Source organism: Reyranella sp., assembly GCF_965229815.1.
In the GTDB taxonomy this organism is placed as follows: domain Bacteria; phylum Pseudomonadota; class Alphaproteobacteria; order Reyranellales; family Reyranellaceae; genus Reyranella.
On sequence record NZ_CBDDJN010000006.1, the window covers coordinates 2,790,424 to 2,816,491 of the forward strand.

At 69.8% G+C, this 26,068-nt stretch carries 27 protein-coding genes; 7 read left to right on the top strand and 20 right to left on the bottom strand.

The window, feature by feature from the left end; genetic code table 11:
• Positions 1-125 precede the first annotated feature (125 nt).
• Positions 126-1,940, bottom strand: coding sequence for an ABC-F family ATP-binding cassette domain-containing protein (locus tag ACO073_RS24760; RefSeq protein ID WP_422001218.1), 1,815 nt, complete (start codon positions 1,938-1,940; stop codon positions 126-128).
• A gap of 109 nt (positions 1,941-2,049) precedes the next feature.
• Here ACO073_RS24760 and ACO073_RS24765 point away from each other — a divergent pair, with 109 nt between their 5' ends.
• From ACO073_RS24765 to ACO073_RS24780, 4 genes are all read left to right on the top strand, one after another.
• Positions 2,050-2,385, top strand: coding sequence for a DUF1491 family protein (locus ACO073_RS24765; RefSeq protein WP_422001220.1), 336 nt, complete (start codon positions 2,050-2,052; stop codon positions 2,383-2,385).
• 249 nt (positions 2,386-2,634) lie between these two features.
• Entirely contained in the window at positions 2,635-2,880 is a 246-nt protein-coding gene (locus ACO073_RS24770; RefSeq protein WP_422001222.1) for a hypothetical protein, read from the top strand.
• A gap of 11 nt (positions 2,881-2,891) precedes the next feature.
• Positions 2,892-3,845, top strand: coding sequence for a DUF692 domain-containing protein (locus ACO073_RS24775; RefSeq protein ID WP_422001224.1), 954 nt, complete (start codon positions 2,892-2,894; stop codon positions 3,843-3,845).
• Between the two features lie 9 nt (positions 3,846-3,854).
• Positions 3,855-4,472, top strand: a complete 618-nt coding sequence (locus ACO073_RS24780; protein WP_422001226.1) for a hypothetical protein — start codon at positions 3,855-3,857, stop codon at positions 4,470-4,472.
• 21 nt (positions 4,473-4,493) lie between these two features.
• Here ACO073_RS24780 and ACO073_RS24785 read toward each other — a convergent pair whose 3' ends face one another.
• The 18 genes from ACO073_RS24785 to ACO073_RS24870 form a co-directional block, all read right to left on the bottom strand.
• Positions 4,494-5,402, bottom strand: coding sequence for a peptidoglycan DD-metalloendopeptidase family protein (locus ACO073_RS24785; RefSeq protein ID WP_422001228.1), 909 nt, complete (start codon positions 5,400-5,402; stop codon positions 4,494-4,496).
• A 98-nt stretch (positions 5,403-5,500) separates the two neighbouring features.
• Positions 5,501-6,157 (bottom strand): GntR family transcriptional regulator, encoded by a 657-nt coding sequence (locus ACO073_RS24790; protein ID WP_422001230.1) that lies wholly within the window; start codon positions 6,155-6,157, stop codon positions 5,501-5,503.
• A 103-nt stretch (positions 6,158-6,260) separates the two neighbouring features.
• Positions 6,261-6,782, bottom strand: a complete 522-nt coding sequence (locus ACO073_RS24795; RefSeq protein WP_422001232.1) for a UGSC family (seleno)protein — start codon at positions 6,780-6,782, stop codon at positions 6,261-6,263.
• A gap of 11 nt (positions 6,783-6,793) precedes the next feature.
• Complete coding sequence (locus tag ACO073_RS24800; RefSeq protein ID WP_422001234.1) at positions 6,794-7,870, bottom strand: hypothetical protein; 1,077 nt, start codon at positions 7,868-7,870, stop codon at positions 6,794-6,796.
• Between the two features lie 140 nt (positions 7,871-8,010).
• Positions 8,011-8,658, bottom strand: a complete 648-nt coding sequence (locus ACO073_RS24805; RefSeq protein ID WP_422001235.1) for a protein-L-isoaspartate(D-aspartate) O-methyltransferase — start codon at positions 8,656-8,658, stop codon at positions 8,011-8,013.
• A gap of 8 nt (positions 8,659-8,666) precedes the next feature.
• Entirely contained in the window at positions 8,667-9,461 is a 795-nt protein-coding gene (gene surE / locus ACO073_RS24810; RefSeq protein WP_422001236.1) for a 5'/3'-nucleotidase SurE, read from the bottom strand.
• Entirely contained in the window at positions 9,458-10,750 is a 1,293-nt protein-coding gene (gene serS / locus ACO073_RS24815) for a serine--tRNA ligase (RefSeq protein WP_422001238.1), read from the bottom strand. Before serS ends, surE begins: the two co-directional genes overlap by 4 nt.
• A 3-nt stretch (positions 10,751-10,753) precedes the next feature.
• Positions 10,754-11,509, bottom strand: coding sequence for a twin-arginine translocase subunit TatC (gene tatC, locus ACO073_RS24820; RefSeq protein ID WP_422001240.1), 756 nt, complete (start codon positions 11,507-11,509; stop codon positions 10,754-10,756).
• Positions 11,510-11,619: 110 nt separating this feature from the next.
• On the bottom strand, positions 11,620-12,138 hold the full coding sequence (gene tatB / locus ACO073_RS24825; protein WP_422001242.1) for a Sec-independent protein translocase protein TatB: 519 nt from the start codon (positions 12,136-12,138) through the stop codon (positions 11,620-11,622).
• Between the two features lie 44 nt (positions 12,139-12,182).
• Positions 12,183-12,449, bottom strand: coding sequence for a twin-arginine translocase TatA/TatE family subunit (locus ACO073_RS24830; protein ID WP_422001244.1), 267 nt, complete (start codon positions 12,447-12,449; stop codon positions 12,183-12,185).
• Between the two features lie 97 nt (positions 12,450-12,546).
• Positions 12,547-13,260 (bottom strand): SMC-Scp complex subunit ScpB, encoded by a 714-nt coding sequence (scpB, locus tag ACO073_RS24835; protein ID WP_422001245.1) that lies wholly within the window; start codon positions 13,258-13,260, stop codon positions 12,547-12,549.
• Positions 13,261-13,340: 80 nt separating this feature from the next.
• Positions 13,341-14,144 carry a segregation and condensation protein A gene (locus tag ACO073_RS24840; RefSeq protein ID WP_422001247.1) on the bottom strand — a complete coding sequence of 268 codons (804 nt, stop codon included), beginning with the start codon at positions 14,142-14,144 and terminating at the stop codon, positions 13,341-13,343.
• 55 nt (positions 14,145-14,199) lie between these two features.
• The gene (gene nagZ, locus ACO073_RS24845; RefSeq protein WP_422001249.1) at positions 14,200-15,231 is read right to left on the bottom strand and encodes a beta-N-acetylhexosaminidase; all 1,032 of its coding nucleotides are present in this window, start codon (positions 15,229-15,231) and stop codon (positions 14,200-14,202) included.
• A 32-nt stretch (positions 15,232-15,263) separates the two neighbouring features.
• Positions 15,264-16,016 carry an SPOR domain-containing protein gene (locus ACO073_RS24850; RefSeq protein ID WP_422001250.1) on the bottom strand — a complete coding sequence of 251 codons (753 nt, stop codon included), beginning with the start codon at positions 16,014-16,016 and terminating at the stop codon, positions 15,264-15,266.
• A gap of 148 nt (positions 16,017-16,164) precedes the next feature.
• The gene (gene argS / locus ACO073_RS24855; RefSeq protein ID WP_422001252.1) at positions 16,165-17,907 is read right to left on the bottom strand and encodes an arginine--tRNA ligase; all 1,743 of its coding nucleotides are present in this window, start codon (positions 17,905-17,907) and stop codon (positions 16,165-16,167) included.
• Positions 17,908-18,090: 183 nt separating this feature from the next.
• On the bottom strand, positions 18,091-19,275 hold the full coding sequence (locus tag ACO073_RS24860; protein WP_422001253.1) for a deoxyguanosinetriphosphate triphosphohydrolase: 1,185 nt from the start codon (positions 19,273-19,275) through the stop codon (positions 18,091-18,093).
• Positions 19,276-19,359: 84 nt separating this feature from the next.
• Complete coding sequence (locus ACO073_RS24865; RefSeq protein WP_422001255.1) at positions 19,360-19,791, bottom strand: universal stress protein; 432 nt, start codon at positions 19,789-19,791, stop codon at positions 19,360-19,362.
• A 4-nt stretch (positions 19,792-19,795) separates the two neighbouring features.
• Positions 19,796-20,521: a TerC family protein gene (locus tag ACO073_RS24870; protein WP_422001257.1), complete on the bottom strand. Its 726-nt coding sequence runs from the start codon at positions 20,519-20,521 to the stop codon at positions 19,796-19,798.
• Between the two features lie 144 nt (positions 20,522-20,665).
• On the opposite strand from ACO073_RS24870, the gene gpt reads away from it, so the two are divergent.
• The 3 genes from gpt to ACO073_RS24885 all read left to right on the top strand — a co-directional run bounded on the left by gpt (position 20,666) and on the right by ACO073_RS24885 (position 24,397).
• Positions 20,666-21,139, top strand: coding sequence for a xanthine phosphoribosyltransferase (gene gpt / locus ACO073_RS24875; protein ID WP_422001258.1), 474 nt, complete (start codon positions 20,666-20,668; stop codon positions 21,137-21,139).
• 115 nt (positions 21,140-21,254) lie between these two features.
• Entirely contained in the window at positions 21,255-22,271 is a 1,017-nt protein-coding gene (locus ACO073_RS24880; RefSeq protein ID WP_422001260.1) for a zinc-dependent alcohol dehydrogenase family protein, read from the top strand.
• Positions 22,272-22,360: 89 nt separating this feature from the next.
• Positions 22,361-24,397, top strand: coding sequence for a bifunctional aldolase/short-chain dehydrogenase (locus tag ACO073_RS24885; protein ID WP_422001262.1), 2,037 nt, complete (start codon positions 22,361-22,363; stop codon positions 24,395-24,397).
• A 3-nt stretch (positions 24,398-24,400) separates the two neighbouring features.
• On the opposite strand, the gene ACO073_RS24890 is transcribed toward ACO073_RS24885, so the two are convergent.
• The gene (locus ACO073_RS24890) at positions 24,401-25,945 is read right to left on the bottom strand and encodes a winged helix-turn-helix domain-containing protein (protein ID WP_422001264.1); all 1,545 of its coding nucleotides are present in this window, start codon (positions 25,943-25,945) and stop codon (positions 24,401-24,403) included.
• Positions 25,946-26,068: the final 123 nt, after the last annotated feature.

Here is a 26,068-nt window from a genome sequence, read left to right on the forward strand (position 1 = left end):
GAAGCGAAGCGGAGGGACCTCGTCTCGACGATTGGATGCAGGATTGTCGAACGAAGGTTCCTCCGCTGCGCCTCGTTTCGCTCGGCTGCGGTCGGAACGACGGCATCAGTGCACCGCCCCTTCGGTCAGCGCTGCAGCTCCTCGCGCAGCATCTCGAGTTCCAGCCATTCCGTCTCGGCCGCGTCGAGCTCGGCCTGGGCCGCCTCGAGGCGCGCGGTGCCGGCGGTGAACGCCTTGGGATCGCGCGCATAGAGCCCGGGGTCGGCGAGCGTGGCGCCGATCGTCGCCATCTCGGCCTGCAGGGCCTCGATCTTCCTGGGCAATTCGGCGAGCTGGCGCTCGCGCTTGTAGCCCAGCCGCTGCTTCGGCGCCGCGGCGGCGGCCGGGGACGGCGACCTCTCCTTGCGGGACGGCGCGGTCGCAGCCGCGGTAGGCGGCGCTGGGCGCGGGCCGCGCTGGACAAGGTAGTCGCTGTAGCCGCCGGCATACTCGATCGCCGAGCCGTCGCCTTCGAGGGCGATGGTCGAGCTCACCAGGCGGTCGAGAAAGTCGCGGTCGTGGCTCACCAGCAGCACGGTTCCGTCATAGTCCGACAGCGCCTCCTGCAGGAGATCGAGCGTGTCGGCATCGAGGTCGTTGGTCGGCTCGTCGAGGACCAGCAGGTTCGACGGCGCGGCCAGCGCCTTGGCCAGCAGCAGCCGGTTGCGCTCGCCGCCCGAGAGCGTGCGCACCGGCTGGCGCGCCTGCTCGTCGCGGAACAGGTATTCGCGCAGGTAGCTCATCACGTGCATCGGCCGGCCGCGCACCGACAGATGGTCGTTGCGGTCGGCCAGGATCTCCCACGGCGTCTTGTCGGGATCGAGGGCGACGCGGCGCTGGTCGATCACCACCGGCACCAGGTTGGCGCCGAGCTTGACCGAGCCCGTGTCGGGCGCCAGCTCGCCGATCAGCATGCGCAGCAGGGTCGTCTTGCCCGCGCCGTTGGGACCGATCAGGCCCACCCGGTCGCGGCGGAAGATGCGGGTCGAGAAGTCGCGCACGATGGTGCGCTCGCCGAAGCGCTTGGAGATGTGGCGGGCGGTGATGGCGAGGGCACCCGACTGCTCGGCCGGGCCGGCTTCGATGCTGGCGCGCCCGGTCGGGCCGATCTGATCCCGGCGCTGCTTGCGCAGCTCGTTGAGCTGGCGCAGCCGGCCCTCGTTGCGGGTGCGGCGGGCGCGGATGCTCTTGCCCGCCCATTCGGTCTCGCGCTCGATCAGCCGGTCGAGCTTGTGCCGCTCGGTCGCCTCGCGTTCCAGGATGCCGGCCGACCATTCGTCGAACGCGGCGTAGCCTTGGTCGAGGCGGCGCACGATGCCGCGGTCGAGCCACAGCACCGCGCGCGCGAGGTTGGCGAGGAAACGCCGGTCGTGGCTCACCAGCACGTAGGCGCCCTTCCAGGCGCCGAGCTTCTCCTCCAGCCATTCGATGGTCGGCAGGTCGAGATGGTTGGTCGGCTCGTCGAGCAGAAGCACATCGGGTTCGCCGACCAGGGCGCGGGCGAGCGCCGCGCGGCGCGCCTCGCCGCCCGACAGCTCGGCGGGATTGCGCCCGCCGTCCAGCTTCACGTCGTCCAGGATCGCCGCCACCCGCCAGTCCGCCGGCCCGAGCGCATCGGGAAGCGCGGCGGCGACATAGTGACCGACCGTGGGATGGCCGCTGAAGTCCGGCTCCTGCGGCAGGGTCGCGACGGTCGCCCCGGGCTGGGCGAAGCGCGTGCCCGAGTCGGCGATCGGCACCCCGGCCAGGATGCGCAGCAGAGTCGACTTGCCCGCGCCGTTGCGGCCGACGAGGCACAGGCGCTCACCGGGCGCGATGCCGAGATCGACGCCGTCGAGGATCGTCTGGTCGCCCAGCGAGTAGCGGATGCCGTCGAGGGCGAGGAGCGGAGGAGCAGCCATCGTCGAGGCGGCTACATGACCGAACCTGTCCACATCGGCAAGGGCAAGTCTCAGGGTAAAGTCGCGCGCATCCTGCGGGCCGTGCAGGCGGCGGCAGTGGAGGCGAAGCATGGTGATGGGACTGACGACCGGCCTTTGGGTCAGCGCGCAGGTGCGGATCTGCGATCGCGCCTTCATCCCGGCCACCGTCGTGCGCCGCGGCGATCCCGACGTCGGCACCGTGCTGCTCAAGCTCAACCGCTTCGAGGCCGGCGTCACCGTCTATACGCAGGCGAGCTCGATGGACGAGGGCGGCGCGTGGAGTCGCGGCACCGGCCCCACGCCCGTGACCGAAGCCGAGGCCGATGCCTACATCGCCCGACAGGTGGCGCGCGATCCCGACGTCTGGGTGCTCGAGATCGAAGACCGCAAGGGCGCCTACGTGCTCGACGGAAAGATCGTGTAGGGCGGTCGCCGACTTCGTCGCGCACGACGTCGTTGCGGCGCGGCGCGCCGCCAAATCGTCACGACTCAAGGTGGGCTTTGCCACAGATCGCTTCGCCGTCGGCGCGTACGAGTCGCGCCAGGCGTGACGATGCGACGACGGCAGGAGCCTTCGGCATCGAGTGATGCATCGGCGAACGTTGTCGGCGCCCGGCACCGCCCGCATGGTCCGATCGGGACCATGCATCGTCCTCAAACGACGGAGCCTCTCATGACCAAGGACAACGTTGCGGAAATCCAGCTCGTTCGCGATGGCATGCAGCCTGTGCTGAAGGTCACCGTGCCCAAGGGCACGCGCCTGGTCGATACCGTGAAGCTGCAGCCCGCCTTGTCGGACATCCTCGGCAAGCTCAAGGGCTGCCTGCCGTGCAATTCCGGCGTGCCGATCTGGTTCCACGAGCGCGAGGAGATCGAGAACCTCGCGAAGATCGACCTCGAAACCATGAAGCGCATCTGACGCGAGGCATCATGCGCCCCGCCGTCGAGACTTCCCGCATCGCGCGCCCCGGGGTCATCCACCCCGGGGCAGGAGCGTGCCGCGATCCCCGACCGCAGACCGGCCGGGCGGGCGTCGGGCTGCTGTTCAACGGCGCGCTCGGCGACCTGCTCGAGGTCGAGCCCGACGCCGTCGACTTCCTGTCGATCATCCCGGAACGGTTCTGGCAGGATTTCGGCCGCAACCGGCCGGACCGGTTCGCGCCCCTGCCCGACGAGGTCGAGCTGCTCGACCGGCTGGCGTCGCGCCACCGGCTGGTGGCGCACGGCGTCGGCCTGTCGATCGCCAGCGGCTCGACCTTCGACGTCGACCATGTGCTGCAGCTCGCGGCCTGGCATCGCCGCTACCGCTTCGCCTGGATCAGCGAGCACCTGTCGGCGGTGCGCGTGCGCACCGAGGAGACGCCCGACCATCATGCCGGCCTCACCCTGCCGCTGGCCTGGGATCACGATCTGCTCGACCTGCTGAGCGAGCGCGTGGCGCGCGTGCAGGACATTCTGGGCGCCCGGCTGCTGCTCGAGAACGGCGTGGTGCACACGCCGGTCCCCGGCAGCGACATGAGCGAGGAGGAATTCCTCAACGCCCTGGTCCGGCGCACCGGCTGCGGCCTGCTGCTCGACCTGCACAACCTGCACGTCAACGCGGTCAATCTCGGCCTCGACCCCGACCGCTTCCTGGACGGGCTCGACCTCGACGCCGTGGGCGAGATCCATGTGGCGGGCGGCAACCGGCTGTTCGGCGCCTATCTCGATTCCCATGCCGGCGCCTGCCCGGGCGAGGTCTGGCGGCTGCTCGACCGCGTGGCGCCGCGCTGCGCGAACCTCGAAGGCGTGACCTTCGAGTTCCACGAGACCTACTTCCCCGGCCTCGGCGCCGACGGCGTGCGGGGCGAGCTGCAGCGCATGCGCGCCGCAGTCAACGGATGAGGCCATGCCATGTCGATCGCAGACTTCCAGCGCGCCTTCGCCGACCTGATCGCTTCCCCGTCGCGCTGCCTCAGGCTGCGCGACGGGGCCGACGACGCCTTCGCCGGCTATGAGCTGACCGCTCTCGAGCGGCTGCGGCTCGGGGCGATGGCGCGCGACGAGGCGATGTCGGTCAACTGCTCGCTCTACCGCGTCAACCGCCTGATCCCGGTCTATTCGGTGCTGCCCCACTCCTGCCGGCTGCTCGGCGACCGGCTGATGGTCGAGCTCGAGGCCTTCTGGGCGGCCTCCCGGCACGCCACCCTGCAGTATCGCTGGGAAGCCTGGCGCTTCGGCCTGTGGCTGCAGCGCCGGATCGACGCCGGCCTGCTGCCCGGCGGGCCGGTGGAGGACGCGATCTGCCTCGAGATGGCGATCTTCGATACCCAGGCCGCCTCGCGCGACGGCGCCGACGCCTCGGCGCGACGCCGGATCGTGCGGCTGCGCCACGAGCCCGAGGCCCTGCTCGACCCGGCGCTGGCGCCCGACGAGCTGGTGCCCTCCGGCGACGAGATCGCCGTGCTGGTCGACGCCAGCGGCCCGCATCTCGCGGTCGGACGGGTGTCCCGCGACGGGATCGCGGCGTAGGGCCGCGAGGCCGGCCGGGCGCTACTGCGCCGGCAGGACGCTCAGCGGGTCGACCGTCTTGCTGCCGCCGCGGCGGACCTCGAAGTGCAGGCGCGGGCTGGCCACGCCGCCGGAATCGCCGGCCTTGGCGATGACCTGGCCCTTGGAGACCTTGTCGCCCTTCTTGACCAGCAGCGCCTCGTTGTTGCCGTAGGCGGTGATGTAGCCGCCGGGATGCTGCACCAGCAGCAGGTTGCCGAGATGGGCCACGTCGCTGCCGGAGTAGATCACGGTGCCGCCGTCGGCAGCCTTCACCGAGGCGCCGGTCGTGGCCTGGATGTCGATGCCGTCGCTCTTCTGCCCGCCGGGCGCGCTGCCGTAGGGCGTGATGACCTTGCCGTGCAGCGGCCAGGCGAAGCGCGGCGGCGTCGCCGCGACGGTGACGCTCTTGGCCTCGGGAGGCTTGGCCTCCACGGTCTTCGTCTCGCGCGGGGCGAGCGGCGTCGGCTCGCCGGCGGCGGGCGCCGGCGCGGCGGATTTCGGCGGCTCGCCGCGACCGGGCGGCGGCGCCAGCGCCTCGCGCTTGACCGGTCCGGGCGGCGTGGCCGCCGGCGTCGCGCCGCCGGTATTGTCGGCGACGAAGCGCGCGCCCGGCAGCTCGAGGTACTGGCCGGGCTTCAGCGTATAGGGCGGCTTCAGCTTGTTGCGGTCGATGATGGCGTGCTCGGACACGCCATAGCGCTGCGACACGCTGGCGACCGTGTCCTTCTCGTTCACGACGTAGACCGGCACCGCACCGGGCCCGGCGCCGGAACCGGGATACTCGATGGTGCCGCCGGGGGTGCCGAAGGGATTGGAGCAGGCGCCGAGCGCGACCGAGAGCGCCGCCATTGTACCCAGCGTGCGCATCCAGCCGGCCCATCGCGAGGGGAAGCGAGGGGCTGTCTTCATGAACCCATTCTACTGCATTCGGATTCCGGCGGGAATCGGGCTGCCGCGATTAGTTGGGGCCGATTCGCGGCCGCTGCCGGCGCTCGTCGCGCGGGCTCTCAGGCGGCGTTGATGGCGGCGAAGGCCTCGAACGCGTCCTCGACGAGGCTGACATGGTGCAGCATGGCGGCGTGGGCCGCCGCGGCGTCGCCCGAGACGATGGCGCGCACGACCGCCTCGTGCTCCTGGTTGGAGCGCAACAGGCGGCCTTCCATCCAGAACTGCGCGCGCCGGAACGGGCCGACCCGGCGGCGCAGGCTCATCGCGTACTCGGCGAGCGGCGCGTTGTGGGCACCGGCGTAGATCGCCTCATGGAAGGCGATGTTGGCATCGGAATAGGCGTCGCGGTCGCCGGCCTTGGCCAGCGCCATCATGGCCTCGTGGCGGGCCTGCAGGCGGCGGCGCTCGATCGGCGTCATGCTGAGCGCCGACAGGCGGGCGCAGGTCGCCTCCATCTCGGCCATGGCGACGAACAGGCTCTCGACCTGGTCCGGCGTGGCCTTGGAGACCACGGCGCCCTTGCGCGGGCGCATGTCGATCAGGCCGCTGGTCGCGAGCTGCCGCAGCGCCTCGCGCACCGGCGTACGCGACACGCCGTGCTGCTGCGCCAGCCCAGCCTCGTCCAGGCGCTCGCCGGGCTTCAGGCTGCCGTCGAGAATGCCGTCGGCGATGGCGCTGGCGAGCTTCTCGGCAAGGGTCGGATTGTCCGCTTGCATCCTCGGTCCTGCATACAAGATCGATGCCAACGTAGGCAAATGTGCGCCAGACTGCTCATATCGAGTGCAATTCCGCCCGATTGCATGCAATTCGGGCGGGCCGTCACGCCTCCGTCAGGATGGCCAGCGCCTGGGAATAGGCCACTTCGGCCCGCGCCTTGAGCTCCGGCAGGGTGCAGCTGCCGATCGGGTGCTGGACCTTGGCGAAGGGATAGTCGGGAATCCCCAGCACGCGCGCGATGTTGCGCGCGGTGACCTCGAAGGGAGTGGTGCAGATCACCACCGCCCGCTTGCCGAGCTGCTCGAAGCTGATGCCGTCGTGCAAACTGCACGTTGAGCAGGAGCCTCAATCCCCCAGGCCGGTGATGAGGAAGTCGACCTCCGGCGCGACCTGGACCAGCGTGTTCGAGGGTGCCGGGGCGCTGGCGTTCTTCTTCGAGGCCAGGCGATGGATGGTGCAGCCGTGGCGCTGCACGAAGAGCTGGGCGACCTCGTTCAGCATCTCCTCGGCGTTGAGCTTGCCGTTCTCCAGGATGCCGATCCGCGCGCCGTCGAGGCGGGCGAGCGCGGCGGCCCGCGTGCGCTTGCGCGTCGCCATGGTCGCGGTCGGGGCGTAGAGCTGCATGGATCGTCCTCCTATTTGGCGTTGGCCAGCGGCCGGATGGCAGCGTGCTGCATGATCGAGCCACGGCCGCGGCTCCACGACGGCAGGAAGCAGGAATGCCCGCCGGCATCGCCGCCGCCCAGGGTGATCAGGATGTCGTCCGGCCCGAGGCCGCGATGGAAGAAGCCGGGCTCGGCCAGCGCATGCGCGCGCTCGCCGTGCTGGGCATCGTACTCGCGGTCGCGATGCTTGCCGACGCCCTTCATGCCCTCGACCGAGCGGCGCGCCGCCGCGAACAGGAACTCCTGCGCCCGCCGCCGCGTCCAGCCGGCGGCGGCGAGGATCTGCATGTGCTCCGGCGCCAGGATCACCACGCTCTGGCCGAGGGTGATGCAGCCGTAGTTGGCCATCGTGTCGGCCACCGAGCCCAGCACCTGCTCCGGCGTGTTGCCGCCGTGGTTCTCGATGTTGCAGAAGCCGCCCGCCGCATAGACGGTGACGCTCGACGTCCCCTCCGGATAGCCCTGCTCGCGGCAGAGCGGCGGCCAGGGATTGCCGCGCATCCGCTCGGCGGCGCACAGGCTGTACTTGCCGGGATTGCCCTGGGTGGACTTGTCGGAAATGCCCGGGATCATCTGGAAGACGTTGCGCAGGATCAGGCGCACGGCGCGGCCGATGCTGGCGTTGGGCCGGTTGCCGGGGCCGAACAGGTTCACGTCGGCGTTCATGCCGATCTCCTCGCCGACCGGACCGCTCACCAGCACCAGCGGCGCCGAGCCGCCGGTGCTGGCGGTCGAACCGTGGAAGTTGAAGTCCGGCCGGTTCATCGCCTCGAAGGCCGCGACCAGCACCGGGAAATACGCCGGCAGGCAGCCGGCCATCACCGCGTTGACGGCGGCGGCGTGCAGCGACAGTTCGAGGCCGGTCGCGGGATGCGTGGCGATGACGGTGGCGGCCGGCCGGTCGTCGGCCGCGAGCATGGCGTGCACGCGATCGACCTGCGGCGGCACGACGGGCAGGCCGTCGGTCCAGCCCTGGTCGAAGCAATAGTCGATGGCGGCGAGCAGGTCGTCCGGCACCTCGTGGATGCGGGCTGCTGCGGCGGGCATTCCCTGATCTCCCCGTTGTTGCGGTGAAATCCTAGGGCCGCCCGGACTCGGTGTCATCCGAGCGTAGCGAGGGACCTTGCGGTCCAGGAAAGGTCCCTCGCTTCGCTCGGGACGACAGTCGTCATCGCCCGGTGCGAAGACTATCCCTGCCCCAGCTCCGGGAGCGCGCCCGGGACCAGCGGCACGAAGCGCACCGGCATCAGCGTGTCGCGCTGCAGGCCGCGCTCGCTCTTGACGATGCGCTCGACCACCTGCGCCGTCGGATCGCGGCCGACCGGGACGATCAGGATGCCGCCCATCGCCAGCTGGTCGATCAGCGCCTGCGGCCGCTCCTCGGCGGCGGCCGTCACGATGATGCGGTCGAACGGCGCCTGGGCCGGCCAGCCCTTGCTGCCGTCGCCGATGTCGAACACGACGTTGAAGATGCCGAGATCGATCAGCCGCTTCTCGGCCTCGCGCGACAGCGGCTTGAAGCGCTCGATCGTGTAGACCCGCCGCGCCAGCTTGGCGAGGATCGCGGCCTGGTAGCCCGACCCGGTGCCGATCTCGAGCACCTTCATGCGCGGGCCCACGCGCAGCGCCTCGGTCATGGCGGCGACCACCAGCGGCTGGCTGATCGTCTGGCCGAAGGAGATGGGCAGCGCCGTGTTCTCCCACGCCCGCTCCGAGAAGGCCGGCGTCACGAAGCGCTCGCGGTCGACCGCGGCGATGGCGCCGAGCACGCGCTCGTCGGAGATGCCCGACTGCTGCAGCTCGGCGATCAGGCGCTGCATGGCCGGGACGTTCATCGCGCCCCTCAGTCCGAAGCGGGATCGGCGGCGAACTGCGCGGCGAGCTTGCGCCGCGTCGCCTCGTGCGTGAGGTCGAGATGCAGCGGCGTCACGGAGACGTAGCCGGCGCGCACCGAGGTGAGATCGCTCTCCTCGTCGTGCTCGTGCTCGCCCGGCGCATAGGCGATCCAGTAGTAGGTGCCGCCGCGCGGGTCGGTGCGCTCGACGATGTGGCCGCCGAAGCCGCGCACGCCCTGGCGGGTGACGCGCACGCCCTTGACCGAAGACGGCGCCACGTCGGGGAAGTTGACGTTGATCAGCACGTTGCGCGGGATGCCCATGGCGAGCACGCGGCGGGCGACGTCGGCGCCGAACTCCGTCGCCGTCTCCCAGCGCGGTCCCTGGGGATGGGTGTAGGGCTGGCTGAAGGCGATCGAGGGGATGCCGAGCAGGCAGCCCTCCATGGCGCCGGCGATGGTGCCCGAATAGGTCACGTCGTCGGACATGTTGCCGCCGCGGTTGACGCCCGACAGGACGATGTCGGGCTTGCGGTCCTTGAGCAGATGCTTGACGGCGAACAGCACGCAGTCCGTCGGCGTGCCTTCCAGCGCGAACTTGGTCGTGGTGAGCTGGCGGGCGCGCACCGGATGGGTGAGCGACAGCGAATGGCCGGCGCCGCTCTGGTTGTACTCGGGCGCCACCACCCAGACGTCCTGCGAGAGCTGGGTGGCGATGTCGATCATCGCCTCCAGCCCGGGCGCGTTGATGCCATCGTCGTTGGTGACCAGGATGCGCTTGCGCGCGATGTCTGCAGCCTTCATTTCCGCGCCGCCGCGGGCGCCGGCAGCGCCGTCAGCCCGCCCATGTAGGGAAGCAGCGCCTCGGGAATGGTCACCGATCCGTCCTCGTTCTGGTAGTTCTCGAGCACCGCGATGAGGGTGCGGCCGACGGCCAGGCCAGACCCGTTCAGCGTATGCACGAAGCGTGTCCCCTTGCCTTCCTTCGGGCGGAAGCGCGCATTCATGCGCCGCGCCTGGTACTCGCCGCAGTTCGAGCAGCTCGAGATCTCGCGATAGGCGCTCTGGCCGGGCAGCCAGACCTCGATGTCGAAGGTCTTCCGCGAGGCCGGGCCCATGTCGCCGCCGCACAGCACGATGGTGCGGAACGGCAGGCCGAGACGCTTCAGAACCTCCTCGGCGCGGCCGGTCATGCGCTGATGCTCGGCATCGGACTGTTCGGGCGTGGTGATGCTGACCAGCTCGACCTTGGGGAACTGGTGCTGGCGGATCATGCCGCGCGTGTCCTTGCCGGCGGCGCCCGCCTCGGAGCGGAAGCAGGGCGTGAAGGCCGTGAAGCGCAGCGGCAGGTCCTTCTCCTCGACGATGGTGTCGTTCACCAGATTGGTGAGCGGCACCTCGGCGGTCGGCACCAGCCAGAAGCCGTTGTCGGTGTGGAACATGTCCTCAGCGAACTTCGGCAGCTGGCCGACACCGTAGGCGGCGGCGTCGCGCACCAGCAGCGGCGGGTTGACCTCGGTGTAGCCGCCCTCTTCCGAGGTATGCAGGTCGAGCATGAACTGGGCGATCGCCCGCTCCAGCCGCGCCAGGTGCTTCTTCAGGAACACGAAGCGCGCACCCGAGATCTTCGCGGCCGAGGCGAAGTCCATCATGCCCGTGGCCTCGCCCAGCGCGACATGGTCCTTGGGCTGGAAGGCGAAATTGCGCTGGCTGCCGACGCGGCGCAGCTCGACGTTGCCGGTCTCGTCGGTGCCGTCGGGAACGTCGTCGAACGGCAGGTTGGGCAGGACCTCGAGACGGTGCGTCAGCTCCTCGTCCAGCCGCTGGGCCTCGGCCTCGCCCGTCTTCAGGGTCGTCTCCAGCGCGGCGACCTCGGCCATCAGCGCGTCGGCGGGCTCGCCCTTGGCCTTGGCCTGGCCGATCTGGCGGCTGAGCGCCTTGCGTCGGGCTTGGGCAGTCTCGCTCTCGGAGATGGCGGCGCGGCGGCGCCTGTCGATCTCGAGCAGCTCGGCCGAGAGCGGCGGCAGATTTCGCTTCTTCAGGCCGGCGTCGAAGGAAGCGGGGTTCTCGCGGATGAATCGGATGTCGTGCATGGGTCAGCCGCCGGCCGCGTCGGCCTGGTTCTCGGCCTCCTCGGCCTTGCGGTCCTCGGCGGCGCGCCGCTTCTCGATCGAGCGGCCGATGATGATGCTGATCTCGTAGAAGGCGAGCAGCGGCACGGCGAGCGCGATCTGGCTGATCACGTCGGGCGGCGCCAGCACGGCGGCGATGACGAAGCAGACGACGATCGCATAGCGCCGCTTGGAGCGCAGGCCGTCCGTGGTGACGATGCCGACCCGGACCAGGAGGGTGAGCAGCACCGGCATCTCGAAGGCGAAGCCGAAGGCGAAGACGAGCTGCAGCACGCGCTCCAGATAGTCCGAGGAGCGCAGCGTCTTCTCGATGTCGGGCGGCACGTACTGCGTCAGCATGAAGTTGATCACGTACGGCATCACCACGTAGTACATGACCACGCAGCCGGCATAGAACATGAACGGCGTCGCCACCAGGAACGGCAGGAACGCGCGCTTCTCCTTGCGGTAGAGGCCGGGCGCCACGAACAGCCAGATCTGCACGGCGATCAGCGGGAAGCCCACGATCAGCGACACGAAGGCCGACAGCTTCACCGTGACGAAGAAGAACTCGAAGATGTCGAGGACGACGACCTTGTAGCCGTCGCTCATCGCCGGCTGGATCAGGAACGAGAAGATCGGCTTGGCGAAATAGAACGTGATGAAGAAGACCGCCAGGAAGCCCAGCAGGGCGTAGATCAGCCGCTTCCGCAGCTCGACCAGGTGGTCGAGCAACGGCATCGGCTTGTCGTCTTCGGGTCCGTCGTGAACTTCGGTCAAGGCAGGCGCTCGGAGCGTGAGGGCCGGGTTATGCCGCCCTTTGAGGGGCAATTCAAAGCGCTAATTGGCGCCTATCCGGCGGCGACGGCCTTGGCCGGCTTCTCTTCCGGCGGTGGCGACGCCTCGGCGACGGGCGCCGGGACCGACTCGGGCGGCGTGTCGACGGAGACTTGCGTCTCCGCGGGTGCCTCCGCGACGAGGGAAGCCGGTTCCGCCGCGGGCTGCGGCTCGGCGGCGATCTGCGGCGCCGATTCCGGTTCGGCCAGCGGATTGTCGAACAGGCTCTTGCCCTCGGCGATGGCCTTCTCGCCCTCGGCCATCCCTTCCTGGATCGCGCTCTTGATCTCGCGCGTCGGGTCGAGCGACTGCAGGTCGAGACCGGGCGCCGATTCGAGCTGCTTCTTCACCTCGTCCAGCTCGGACTGGCGCACCATCTCGTCGACATGGCCACGGAATTCCGCCGCCATCCCGCGCGCCTGGGACATCCACTTGCCCCAGCTGCGCAACAGGCTCGGCAGCTCCTTGGGGCCGATCACGACCAGCGCGACGATGGCGATGACAAGGAGCTCCGGACTGTCGATACCGAACATCGGCGTGCAAGGCCTTCGTCAGGGCGACGAGGTCGGCCCCTCCCTCAGACCTTCGCGGCGTTGTCCTGATGATGGACCTGGCCGTTCGGCGGGGTCGTCGTGGTCTGGGCCGAGATCGGCTTGGCGGCGTCGCCGGGCTGGCCGGCCTGCTGCGGAGGAGTCTCCTCGCCGCTGCCGCCGACGCCCTTCTTGAAGGCCGAGAGGCCCTTGCCGAAGTCGCCCATCAGCTGCGAGATCTTTCCGCGACCGCCGAACAGTAGCAGCACGACGGCCAGCACGATCAGCCAGTGCCAGATGCTGAAGCTACCCATCTTGAAATGCTCCCAAAAACGTTTGCTGTCGGCGCCGCCCGATTATGGCACCTCGCCGGAAGGCCCGGCAACCTGTCGAATAAGGCGCTTTAGAGGCCTAGCGACCCGATTCGTCGGCAGCGAGAGGCTCGTCTGCCTCGTCGTCTCCCGGTTCGAGCGGAAGATCGGGCTCTTCAGGACGGAATATGGGGGGCTGGACGCGCGGGTCCAAGAGGCCGGCGGCCTTCAGTTCCTCCTGGCCCGGCAGGTCGTCGAGACCCGACAGGCCGAAATGCTCGAGGAAGAAGTCGGTCGTGCCCCACGTCACGGGCTTGCCCGGCGCGCGCCGGCGCCCCATCGGCCGGATCCAGTTCTGCTCGAACAGCAGATCGAGCGTGCCCTTGCTCAGGCCGACGCCGCGCACCTGCTCGATCTCGGCGCGCGTCACCGGCTGGTGATAGGCGATGATGGCCAGCGTCTCGACCGAGGCGCGCGACAGTTTGCGCGTCACCGGCCGCTCGATCTTGAGCTTCTCCGACAGGTCCGGCGCGGTGCGGAACGCCCAGCCGCCGGCGACCTGCACCAGATTCACGCCCCGCCCGGCATACATCTCGGCAAGGTCGGCGAGCAGCCGCCTCACGTCGGCGTCGTTGGGCAGCCGGTCGGTCAGCTCCTTCTCGTCGAGCGCCTGCGCGCCCGCGAAGATCAGCGCCTCCAGCAGCCGCAGATGCTGCGCATGGTCGGGCGAGACGACGTCGGTGACGCCCCCGGCCGGCGCCGCGGCCGCTTCGGGCGCAGCTTCGGCCACACCTTCGGTCGACGCTTCGGTCATCCCTTCGGTTTCGGGATTTGCCGGAGCTTCGGCGGCCTCGTCGGTCGGTTTCTCGGTTTCCTGCTCGGACATGGGTCCGGTCACCCCTGCTCGGTACGCCTGCGAAAGAAGATCGGGCCGAAGCGCTCGGTCTGGCGGATCTCGACCGATCCGTCCTTTGCCAGCTGGAGGCCGGCGACGAAGGTCGAGGCCATGGCCGACCGGCGCCGGCTGGGATCGGTGAGGCCGGCCGGCAGGAAGGCCTCGAGCGACTGCCAGTCGATCGCGATGCCCAGCATGCGGCCGAGCCGCTCCGCCGCCTCCTCGACCGAGAAGAACTGCATCGGCTCGATCTGGTAGGTGTCGGCGTCCTTGGGCTTGAGCTGGTGGCCGTAGGCGGCCAGCAGATCGTAGAGCTTCACGTCCCAGACGGCGCGACGCACGACCACGACGCCCTCGGGCTGGCCGCGCGAGAAGACGTCGCGGCCGAGCTGCGGGCGGGCCATCAGGCGAACGCCGGCCTCCTGCATGGCCTCCAGCCGGCGCAACTGCCATTGCAGGGCGTCGGCCATCTCCTGGCCCGAGGGCTCCTCGCCGGGCGGCGGCTCGGGCAGCAGCAGGCGCGACTTGAGGTAGGCCAGCCACGCCGCCATCACGAGATAGTCGGCCGCCAGCTCCAGCCGCATCCGGCGGGCCTGGCCGATATGGGCCAGATACTGGTCGACCAGCGCCACCATCGAGATGCGCCGGAGATCGACCTTCTGGTCGCGCGCCAGGGTGAGCAGGAGGTCGAGCGGACCCTCGAACCCCTCGAGGTTCACGATCAGCTCGCCCTCGCCGGGCGCGATCACGTCGGGACCGGCGGTGGCGAAAGTGTCGGCGGCGGGGCTCTGGGCGTCGCTCATGCAAGACCCGTTTAGTCCAGCGACGGCGGCCCCCGCCACTGTATTTGGCCGAGCCTTATCCCCATTCGGGCAGCAGCCCGGCCAGCCGTCGGGCGGCTTCCGCCGGTCCGGAGGTGCCGGGTGCCGCGCGATGGCGGTCGAGGCAGGCGCGGCCGTCGGCCAGGCGCCGGGCGGCCGCCGGGGTCATCGGACCGACCCGGCCGGCGATATCGGTCATCTCGTCCCGGCGACCGTTGCAGTGGAGGGCGATGTCGCAGCCCGCCGCCAGCGACCGTTCCGCCCGCTCGCCGAGCGACCCGCCCAGCGCCTGCATCGACAGGTCGTCGGACAGGAGCAGGCCGTCGAAGCCGATATGGCCCCTGATGATTTCCTTCACGCCATGTGCCGATACCGTGATGGCGGCGTGCGGATCGATTGCGTCGAACAGGAGATGCCCGGTCATTGCCCAGGGCAGGTCGGCCAGCAGGGCGAAGGGCCGGAAGTCGGTGCGCTCCAGCTCCTGGCGGGATGCCGTCACGCGCGGCAGCGCCTCGTGGCTGTCCACGGTGGCTCGGCCGTGTCCCGGAATGTGCTTCACGATGGGCATCACGCCCTCGTCCATCAGCCCCTCGGCGGCCGCCCGGCCGAGTGCGGCGACCGCCTCCGGCCGGTCCGAATAGGCCCGGTCGCCGATCACGGCGTGGGTCTCGGGAAAGGCGATGTCGAGCACCGGCAGGCAATCGACGTCGACGCCGATGGAGGCACAGTCCGCCGCCAGCAGGCGCGAATTGAGGCGGGTCGCCTCGAGACCGCGCTCGGGATCCCGGTGATAGAGGTCGCCGAGCAGGCGGGCCGGCGGCGCCTTGCGCCAGTGGGGCGGCCGCAGCCGCGCGACACGCCCGCCCTCCTGGTCGATGAGCACCGGCGCGTCGGCCCGCCCGACGGCCGCGCGCAGGTCGTCGGTCAGCCGGCGCGTCCGTTCGGGCGTGTCGACGTTGCGGGCAAACAGGATGAAGCCCAGCGGATCGGCGTCGCGGAAGAAGGCGCGCTCCTCAGCCGTGAGGTCGGGGCCGGCGCAACCGAAGATGACGGCTTTGGCTGGGCTCATCGACGCGTCGCCATGGGGTCCCGGCGCGCCGGCTAGCGCGCCGGCGGCACCGTCACGCAGTCGGCCTTGCGGCTCTTCAGCTTGCTGCAGACGCTTTGCGCCTGCTTCTCGTCGAGCGGCCCGGCCTGCACCCGATACCAGGTCCCGCGGTCCCCGAGATCGACGCGCACCGCCTGCATCCGAAGGTTGGCCATGACGTCGCCGTGCGCGCTCTGCAGGCGCGCCCAGGTCGACTTCGCCTGGTCCTCGTTCTTGACCGACGCCACCTGGACGCGCCAGCCGCCGGTCGGACCCGAGAGGTTGTCGATCAGGCTGGCGATGCTGGGACCCGCCTCGGTGGTCGGCGCGGGCGTGGTCGCCGCTGCGGCGGGCGCTTGCGCGGGCGTCGTCGAGACGACCGCGGGCGTCGCCGCCTGCAGCGGCGTCGGGGTCTTGGCGACTTCGGTGTCGGGCGGCTTGGGCGCCGCCAGCGTGGGCAGGCCGTTGGCCGGGAGGCTCGGGACCACGGGCCCCGGCAGCAGCTTCTCGGGCTGGGTCGGGACCGTCCCCGGCGCCAGCCGGTTGAACACTTCCTTATCCTGGTTGGGCACGACCAGGCCGCCGGGATTGTCGGGCTTCACCCGGGACGGCGTCTCGGGGGCCTGCACCACCAGGGGCTCGAGGCCGCGACCGCCGGCCCGGACGTCCTGGTTGTGCGCCCACCAGACGACCGAGCCGAAGCTCGCGATGGCGGCGACCGAGACCATGACGGTCAGGATCTGGCCGCGCCGTCGGTTGACGCGCATCAGCAGAGAATCGCGCGGCGGCGGCGGAATCGACTCGGGTTCGTGCGCGACGGGCCTCGGCGGCGGATCGAGCCGCATGGCCACCGACTCGTTGGGTCGGTAGATCGTTGGACCGTCGCCGGAGGGGGACCGGCGGATAGGCATGTTCTTATCTCATTTCCTCGACGGGTGTTACGCCGAAGACCTTAAGACCCGATCCTATCACAAATCCGATTCCCTGTACCAACGCCAGACGCGCCCGCGTGAGTTCGGCGTCGCCTTCGACGACGAAGCGCAGGCCCGGCTCCTCGCGGCCGCGGTTCCAGTGGGCATGGAAGGCGGCGGCGAGGTCGTAGAGGTAGAAGGCCAGCCGATGCGGCTCGTGGGCGGCGGCCGCGGCCTCGACCTGGCGCGGCCACTGGGCGATCAGGCGCACCAGGGCGAGCTCGCCGGAATCGGCGAGGCGGTCGAGAGGCGCCTCCGCCAGCCCGTCGGTCGAAACGCCGGCGGCCAGCGCCTGGCGCATCACCGAGCGGGTGCGGGCGTGGCCGTACTGGACATACCAGACCGGGTTGTCGCGTGACTGTTCGGTGGCCTTCACCAGATCGAAGTCGAAGGCGGCGTCGTTCTTGCGCGTCAGCATGGTGAAGCGCACGACGTCGGGCCCGACCTCGTCCAGCAGGTCGCGCAGGGTGACGAAGGTGCCGGCACGCTTGGACATGCGCACCAGCTCGCCGTTCTTCATCACCCGGACGAGCTGGCAGAGCTTGACGTCGAGCGCGCCCTTTCCCTCGGTGATGGCGCTGACCGCCGCCTTCATGCGCTTGACGTAGCCGCCGTGATCGGCGCCCCAGATATCGATCATGTCGGCGAAGCCGCGCCGGAACTTGTCGTGGTGATAGGCGATGTCGTTGGCGAAATATGTCCAGCTTCCGTCCGACTTCTTGAGCGGACGGTCGACGTCGTCGCCGAACTTCGTCGCCCGGAACAGCGTCTGCTCGCGGTCCTCCCAGTCGTCGGGCTTCTGGCCCTTGGGCGGTTCCAGCCGGCCCTGGTAGATCAGGTCCTGACGGCTCAGCTCCTGGAAGGCGCGCTCGACCGCGCCCGAATCGACCAGCGCGCGCTCCGAGGAATAGACCTCGATCTCGACGCCGAGCGTGGCGAGGTCGGCCTTGATCTCGGCCATCAGGGTCGAAACGGCGAAGTCGCGCATCGCCGGCAGCCAGTCCGACTCGGGCCGGTCGATCCAGCGCGCGCCGTCGCGCCGGGCGATCGCCGCGCCAACGTCCTTCAGGTACTCGCCGGGATAGAGGCCCTCGGGGATGGTGCCGATCGCCTCGCCCAGCGCCTCGCGGTAGCGCAGGTAGGTCGACTGGCCGAGCTTGTCGACCTGCGCCCCGGCATCGTTGATGTAGTATTCCTTGGTGACGGCATAACCCGCCTTGGCCAGCAGGTTGGCGAGCGCATCGCCCACCACCGCGCCGCGGGCATGGGCGACGTGCAGCGGCCCGGTCGGGTTGGCCGAGACGTACTCGACATTGACCCTTGCCGCCTGCCCCATCGTCGAATCGCCGTAGGCGAGCCCCGCCTGCAGACAGTCGCGCAGCCGGTCGCGCCAGAAGCCGTCGGCCACCTTGAGGTTGATGAAGCCCGGTCCCGCCACCGATCCCTCGATCACGTCGGGATTGGCCTTGAGGCGCGCAAGCAGCGGCTCGGCGATGTCGCGCGGCTTCTTCTTCGCGGCCTTGGCCAGGACCATCGCGGCGTTGGTGGCGATGTCGCCATGCGCCGGATCGCGCGGCGGTTCCGCGGTGATGGCGGAGAAGTCGAGCGCATCGGGCAGGTCGCCGGCCGCCTGCATGGCCCTGAGCGCGGCCTCGACCTCACCGATGAAATGGCGGTAGGGATTCATGGGCGGGGTATTGCCTATTCAGGGAATTTTGTCACCCGGCCCCCTTTGTCGTCCTGAGCGAAGCGAAGGCCTGCCCTCAGCATCGTCGAAGGGACCTCATTGCCGTTCGCAATCGGCATGAGATCCTTCGCTTCGATCAGGATGACGGCGGGGGTGTCTTCAGCACCACCACGCCGGCTTGCCTCAGTTGTAGAGATCGAACAGCCGGCGGTGCTCGTCGAGGGCGTAGCGGTCGGTCATGCCGGCGATGTAGTCGGCGACGATGCGCGCCCGGGCCGGCCGCTCGGCGGCCTCGGCGCGCTCGCGCCACGGCGGCGGCAGGCAGTTGGGCTCGGCGAACAGGAGCCCGAACAGGTCCATGACGACGCGGCGGGCCTTGGAATGCGAGCGGTTGAGATGCCAGTGTTCGTACATGCGGCCGTACAGGAACTTCTTCACCGTGCGGTCGGTCTCGGCCATCGACTCCGAGAAGGCCGCGACCGGCCGTCCCAGGGCGCGGATGTCGGCGACCGTGCTGGGTTTGGCCTCGGCCAGCCGCCGCCGCGTCTCGGCCAGCACGTCCTCGACCATGGCGTTGATGACGCGCCGCACCGCCTCGTGGATCAGCCGCGTATCGTCGAGGCCGGGATAGCGCCCCTCGACCAGGGTGAACATCTCGCCGACCAGCGGCAGGCCCTTGAGGTCGGCGATGCCGAACAGGCCGGCGCGCAGCCCGTCGTCGATGTCGTGGTTGTTGTAGGCGATGTCGTCGCTCAGCGCCGCTATCTGCGCCTCCGGCCCGGCATGGCCGTAGAGCTCGAGGTCATGGTCGCTGCAGTACTCGACGATGGCGGCCGGCAGGTCGTCGAGGGTACGGCCGTCCTTCAGCAGCGGGCCGTTGTGCTTCACCGCCCCTTCGAGCGTCTCCCAGGTGAGGTTCAGCCCATTGAACTCGGCATAGCGCTCCTCGAGCTTGGTCAGGATGCGCAGGGTCTGGGCATTGTGGTCGAAGCCGCCGAACGGCTTCATCGCCGCGTGCAGCGCCTCCTCGCCGGCATGGCCGAACGGCGTGTGGCCGAGATCGTGGGCCAATGCCACCGCCTCGCCGAGATCCTCGTCGAGATGCAGGGTGCGGCAGATCGAGCGGGCGATCTGCGCCACTTCCAGCGAATGGGTCAGCCGGGTCCGGTAGTGGTCGCCCTCGTGATAGACGAAGACCTGGGTCTTGTGCTTCAGCCGGCGGAACGCCGTCGAATGGATGATGCGGTCGCGGTCGCGCTGGAAGGGGCTGCGGCTGGCCTCGGGCTCGGCGTGCAGCCGCCCGCGGCTCTGCCAGGGCAGGCTCGCATAGGGCGCCAGCGCCTCGCGTCGCCACAACTGCTCGGCCACTCCGCGACCCTCCCTGAAGGCGTGCGGCGCGGTTGTACGCTGTCCCAACCGCCGCAACAACCGGCGGCGATTCAGGCGGCGTGCCTATTTCACGAGAGTGACGGGCACCTTCACGTGGGCGATGACATCCTGCGCCACCGAGCCCAGCAGAACCCCGGCAAGGCCGGTATGGCCGCGCGTGCCGAGCACGACCAGCCCGGCGCCAAGCTTGTCGACGAAGTCGCTCACGACCTCGCCCTGGCGGCCGACGCCGATATGGACCTTGGCCGTCACCCCGGCGTTGCGCGCGAGCGCCTCGGCCGAATCGAGGCACTTGCTGCCTTCCTCGCGATGATGGGCGGCGATCTGCTCGCGCGACACGAAGGTGGCGATGGCGCCGCCGAGGTTGGGCTGGACATTCAGGAGATGGAGCTCGGCGGCGAGCCCGGCCTCGACCAGATCGAGCGCGTGCCGGACAGCGCGGTCGGAGGTCGCCGAGCCGTCGACGGCAACCAGGATCGACTTCATCTTCGCCATGATCCTACTCCTTCCCGTCGGCCGCGAGATCGACCGGCGCGGCGTGACGCCGGGCGCGGGCGCGCCGCTGCAGCCAGTAGCCGACCACGACGGTGATCACCGCGCCGCCGATCTCGAACACGGTCTTGGCGTGCGGGATGGCCGCCGCCAGCTGTTCGGCATAGGCCGGATCGGTGGCCACGACTTCGCCCGAGATATAGCCCAGCAGCGCACCGCCGGCGATCACGATGATCGGAAAGCGGTTCAGCAGAAGCATGATCAGCGTCGCGCCGAAGATGATCAGCGGGATGCTGATGATCAGGCCGAGCACGATCAGGGTCGCGTCGCCGTGCGCCGCCGCGGCGATCGCGATGGCATTGTCCAGGCTCATGACGGCGTCGGCGATGACGATGGTTCGCACCGCGCCCCACAGCGATCCGGAGGCCTTGACCCCGTCGCCGTCCTCCTCTTCCTCGCCCTGGACCAGCTTGATGCCGATCCACAGCAGCAGCAGGCCCCCGGCCAGCTTCAGGAAGACGATCTTCAGGAGCTGGTCGACGATCAGGACGAAGACGATTCGCAGGATGATGGCGCCGGCGCTGCCCACCAGGATGGCCGGCTTCTGATGCCGCTTTTCCAGGTTGCGGCAGGCCAGGGCGATGACCAGCGCGTTGTCGCCGGACAGCAGGATGTTGACCAGGATGATCTGGAGCAGGCCGCTCCAGAAGACGGGCGTCAACTCGATTCCCATGATCCCGTCTGCTCCGTGTACCCTGCGCGACCGACCTTCTTTGCGCCGGGCAGAGGTGTTAGTGCAGCGCCTGACGCCGGGCAAGCCAAACCGGACAGGACAGGGGGACCAGATCGCATGGCGAGTGGCGCGGGATACAACAGGATGTTCCCCGTCTCATGGACGGAGCTGCATCGGGACGCCCGGGCCCTGGCCTGGCGGCTGGCCGACCTCGGGCCGTTCAAGGGCGTCGTGGCCATCACCCGTGGAGGCCTGGTGCCAGCCGCCATCGTCTCCCGCGAGCTCAACATCCGGCTGATCGACACGATCTGCTGCTCCACCTACGACCGCATGGAACGCGGCGCCAAGGTCGAGCTCCTCAAGGGCTCGATGGCCGAGCAGGACCAGGGCGAGGGCTGGCTGCTGGTCGACGACCTGGTCGATACCGGGGTCACCGCCCGCGCCGTGCGCGCCCGGCTGCCCAAGGCCCATTTCGCCACGGTCTATGCAAAGCCGTCCGGGCGGCCCACGGTCGACAGCTTCATCACGGAGGTGAGCCAGGACACCTGGATCCTTTTCCCCTGGGATCAGGAGGCTGTGATGGCCAAGACGATCGTCGAGCTGAAGGGTACGCAGTGATGGGGCACGCCCTGCCGATGGAGGTCACGCTGTCATCCCGAGCGCAGCGAGGGACCTTTCCCGTGGCCCAAGGGTCCCTCGCTGCGCTCGGGGATGACAGTTTTCGGAGACTGACATGAAGTGCTGGACCCTCCCCGCCGCCAAGGGCATCGACTCGCTCAGCCTGGCCGAACGGTCCGATCCGGCGCCCGGCCCGCGGCAGGTGCTGGTCCGCGTGCGGGCGACATCGCTCAACTACCGTGACCTGATCACGGTCGAGGGCCAGTACGCCCGCGCCGCGCCCAAGCCCGACCTGATCCCGCTGTCGGATGGCGCCGGCGAGGTGGTGGCGACCGGGCCCGGGGTCACCCGCTTCAAGCCCGGTGACCGGGTCGCCGGCTGCTTCATGCAGCGCTGGGTCGGCGGGACCATCGACGCGGCGGCGCAGGCCTCGGCCATGGGCGGCGCCATCGACGGCATGCTGACCGAGCTCGCGGTGCTGGAAGAGGACGGGACCGTCCGCCTGCCGGACCACCTCGGCTTCGAGGAGGGCGCCACCCTGCCCTGCGCGGGCGTCACGGCATGGAACGCGCTGGTCGAGATCGGTGGGCTCAAGGCCGGCGAGACCGTGCTGGTGCTGGGCTCGGGCGGCGTGTCGGTCTTCGCCCTGCAGTTCGCCCGCCTGTTCGGCGCCCGCGTCATCGCGACCTCGGGCTCCCCGGCCAAGGCCGAGCGCCTGAAGGCGATGGGCGCCGAAGCGGTCATCGACTATCGCGCCACGCCCGACTGGGACCGGGAAGTGATGCGGCTGACCGGCGGCCGCGGCGCCGACATCACGGTCGAGGTCGGCGGCGCGGGCACGCTGCCGCGCTCGTTCCTGGCCACCCGCCTGGCCGGCCGGATCGCCGTCATCGGCCTGCTGACCGGCCAGGGCGCCGAAGTCGATCCCATGCCGATCCTGCGCCGCAACCTGCGCGTCCAGGGCCTCTACGTCGGCAGCCTGCAGATGTTCGAGGCCATGAACCGCGCCATCGCGGCCGGCGGTCTCCGGCCCGTCATCGACAAGGTGTTTCCTTTCGCCGAGGCGAAGGCGGCCTATCGCCATCTCAAGAGCCAGAACCATTTCGGCAAGATCGTCATTTCTCATGGGTAAGTTCGTCATCCCGAGCGTAGCGAGGGACCTTTAGGACCTCAGGAAAGGTCCCTCGCTACGCTCGGGACGACAGCAGTGCAGGAGAGCCAATGCAGAACCTCTGGTCCGACAGCGACGCGAAAGACGCCATCGCCCGCCACGCCGCCAAGGGAATCGGCGAGGACCTGGCGCTGCGCGTCTACACGACGCGGCTGCTGGGCGGCGAGCCGCGCCTGGTGCTGCACGGCGGCGGCAACACCTCGGTGAAGACCAGGGTCGCCGACATCACCGGCCAGCCGGTCGAGGTCCTGTGCGTCAAGGGCAGCGGCTGGGACATGGGCACGATCGAGGCGCCCGGCCTGCCGGCGGTGCGCCTGGAGCCTCTGCGCGAGCTGGTCGGGCTGCAGGCGCTGAGCGACGAGGACATGGTGAACGTCCAGCGCTGCAACCTGCTCGACGCGAAGTCGCCCAACCCGTCGGTCGAGACGCTGCTCCACGCCTTCCTGCCGCACAAGTTCATCGACCACACCCATTCCAACGCCGTGCTGGCGCTGACCGACCAGCCCGACGGCGAGGCGCTGGCGGCCGACGTGTTCGGCAAGCGCGCCGCGCTCGTGCCCTACGTCATGCCGGGCTTCGCGCTGGCCAAGAAGACCACCGAGATCGCGGCTGCCCATCCCGACGTCGAAGGGCTGGTGCTGCTGAAGCACGGCATCTTCTCGATGGGCGCGACGGCCGAGGAAGCCTATGGCCGCATGATCGACCTCGTGACGCTCGCCGACCAGCGCCTCGCCAAGGCGACGCGCAGGATCTTCCCCGGCGCTGCGTTGCCGTCGCGGATCGCGCCCGTGGCCGAGGTGGCGCCGATCCTGCGCGGGCTGATCGCGCTGCCGTCCAGGGACGGCGGCCGCGAGGCGGCCAGGCGCTTCGTGCTCGAGTTCCGCACGGGGCCGGAGATCCTGGCCTATGTCGGCGGCAAGGAGGTCGCGCGCTACAGCCAGCAGGGCCCGGTGACGCCCGACCACGCCATCCGCACCAAGGGCGTGCCGCTGGTCGTGCCGGCGCCGGAGGCCGGGAAGCTCGAGGCCTTCAGGACGGAGGCGAAGGCGGCGCTCGATCGCTACGTCGCCGACTATCACGCCTATTTCCAGCGCCACAACGTGCGCCAGATGCCGGGCAAGACGGAGCTCGATCCCCTGCCCCGCGTCGTGCTGGTGCCGGGTCTCGGCCTGTTCGGCCTCGGCAACACGTCGAAGGACGCGAAGATCGCCGCCGACCTCGCCGAGACCACGGTCGAGGTCGTCGCCGACGCCGAGCGCCTGGGCACCTACGAATGCATCCCCGAGCCCGACATCTTCGATATCGAGTACTGGTCGCTGGAGCAGGCCAAGCTCGGCGCGGCCGCCGAGAAGCCGCTCGCCCGGCGCGTCGCCGTCGTGACCGGCGGCGCGTCCGGCATCGGCGCGGCGACGGCGGCGGCGCTGGCCCGCGAGGGCGCCGAGGTCGTGGTGCTGGACCGCGACGTCGCAAAGGTGAAGGGCGTGGCCATCGCCTGCGACGTCACCAGCCCCGACGCGGTGCGCGCCGCCTTCGACACGGTGGCCGCGACCTACGGCGGCGTCGACATCCTCGTGTCGAACGCCGGCGCGGCCTGGCAGGGCCGCATCGGCGAGGTCGACGACAAGGTCCTGCGCGAGAGCTTCGAGCTGAACTTCTGGGCGCACCAGAGCGTGGCGCAGAACGCCGTGCGCGTGATGCGCGCCCAGGGGCTGGGCGGCTGCCTGCTGTTCAACGCCTCCAAGCAGGCGGTGAATCCGGGCCCCGACTTCGGTCCCTACGGGCTGCCCAAGGCGGCGACGCTGTTCCTCAGCCGCCAGTACGCGCTCGACCATGGCGGCGACGGCATCCGCTCCAACGCCGTCAACGCCGACCGCATCCGCTCGGGCCTGCTCACCGACGAGATGATCGCCGAGCGGTCGAAGAAGCGCGGCCTGAGCGAAGCCGACTACATGGGCGGGAACCTGCTCGGCCTGGAGGTCACGGCCGACGACGTGGCCGAGGCCTTCGTCGCCTTGGCCAAAGCACGCAAGACCACGGGTGCGGTCGTCACGGTCGATGGCGGAAACATTGCCGCGGCGCTGAGGTGACGGTCAATCCGGCAGGCCGGCCTTGCGCAGACCATCGCCCAGCCGATCGCAGTCCGCCGCCCTTGCGAACGGCAGGCGGTCCAGGGAGGCGACCGTGGTGTCCGGCATGACCCGCCTCAAGTCCGCGCACACGGCCCTCGCCTCGGCGAGCCTGCCGGTCTGGGCCAGGCTCGCCGCGTAGACCATCAGCCCGAGCCACCACTCCGGAAGGAGCTGAACGGCGAGAGCGGCGTTCTCGATGGCCGGCGCGTGATGCGAGGCGAGGTACTGCGCCAGGGCGAGGCCGAAATAGCGATGGGGATTGAGCGGGTCGCCGGGGTTGATCCTGAGCGCGAGCTGATTGTTGGCGATGGATTCGTCAGGCTTGCCGCCCCACGCCAGCACCGTACCCAACGTGCCATAGGCCAGCGAAAAGCTCGGGTTGATGTCGAGCGCACGCTGCAGGGACACTACCGCACGTTCGTGCTGCCTCGCCATCAGATGCGCCAGCCCCAGCACCCAGTGCGAGTACTCGTCGGCGTCCTCGGCGACAACGGCGCGCTGGGCGAACGTCATCACGCGTTCGGCCGCCGCCTGGTCCCAGGGTATGTGGCCGCGATAGGCTTGATGCCACGTCGCCGCCGCGAGCAGCCGGCAGGCCTCGCCATTGGCCTGATCGGCCTCCAACGCCCTCTCGGCGCCGGCGATCGCCTCGCTCAATCCGGCGGCGGTGGCCCGATACAGCCGCTCCCACGAGCGTGCCAAATTTCCGACCGGGGCCGCCGGGCGGGACGCCACCCTGCCCCCGCTGACGATCAGTTGCACCTGGACCGACGCGATGACGCATCGGGACAGGTCATCCTGCAGTTCGAACGAGCCGCCGCCGCGACGGTCGAACGTCGCCGCCCAGAGCTGGTGACCGGTCGACGTCTCGGTGAGCTGCACGGTGAGTCGCAACCTGTCGTCGGCCTTGCGAATCCTGCCGCTGACGACGTAGTTCACTTGAAGCTCGCGACCGACGGTCGGCACGTCGATCGCCCGGGCCTTGTAGGTGAACATCGTGCTGCTGGCGATGACCCAGAGGGCGCGGATGCGGGACAGGCCCGTGATGACGTCCTCCGTCAGTCCGTCGGTGAAGCGCGCGAGATCGGCATCGGCGTCTCCGCCAACGGCCTCGAGGGGCAGCACGGCGATAGATGGGCGTGATTCCGGCGCTGCCGGATTCACGGCCTCCGCTTCGCCGGCGGCCGTGGCGCTCGCCGCCGGCGTCACCGGAACGTCAATCACGTAGCCACGCCGCGGCACGGTCCTGACGATCCGTGGGCCACCCTTGCCGAGCGCTCGACGAACCTCGCTGATGCACTGCGCCAGCGACTCGTCACTGACGGCCACACCGGGCCACACTGCCTGCATCAGCTCGTCCTTGCCGACAACTCGGCCGGCCTGCTCCAGCAGGTGGCGAATGACGTCGAAGCTCTTGGGGCGCAACGCTATCTCGCCGCCGGGTCCCAACAGCCGCGACCTTGCCGTGTCGAGCGTGAAATCGTCGAACTGGAGCAGCTTGGTCACCTTCGTCCGGCCGAAACGGCGGGCGACTACACCCTCCGGAAAGTTTCAGGCAAATTTAAGCAACTCCTGAACACGCCTTCAAGACGGCCACCCGCGCCGCTTGTATCTGCCTCGCCCGCACCC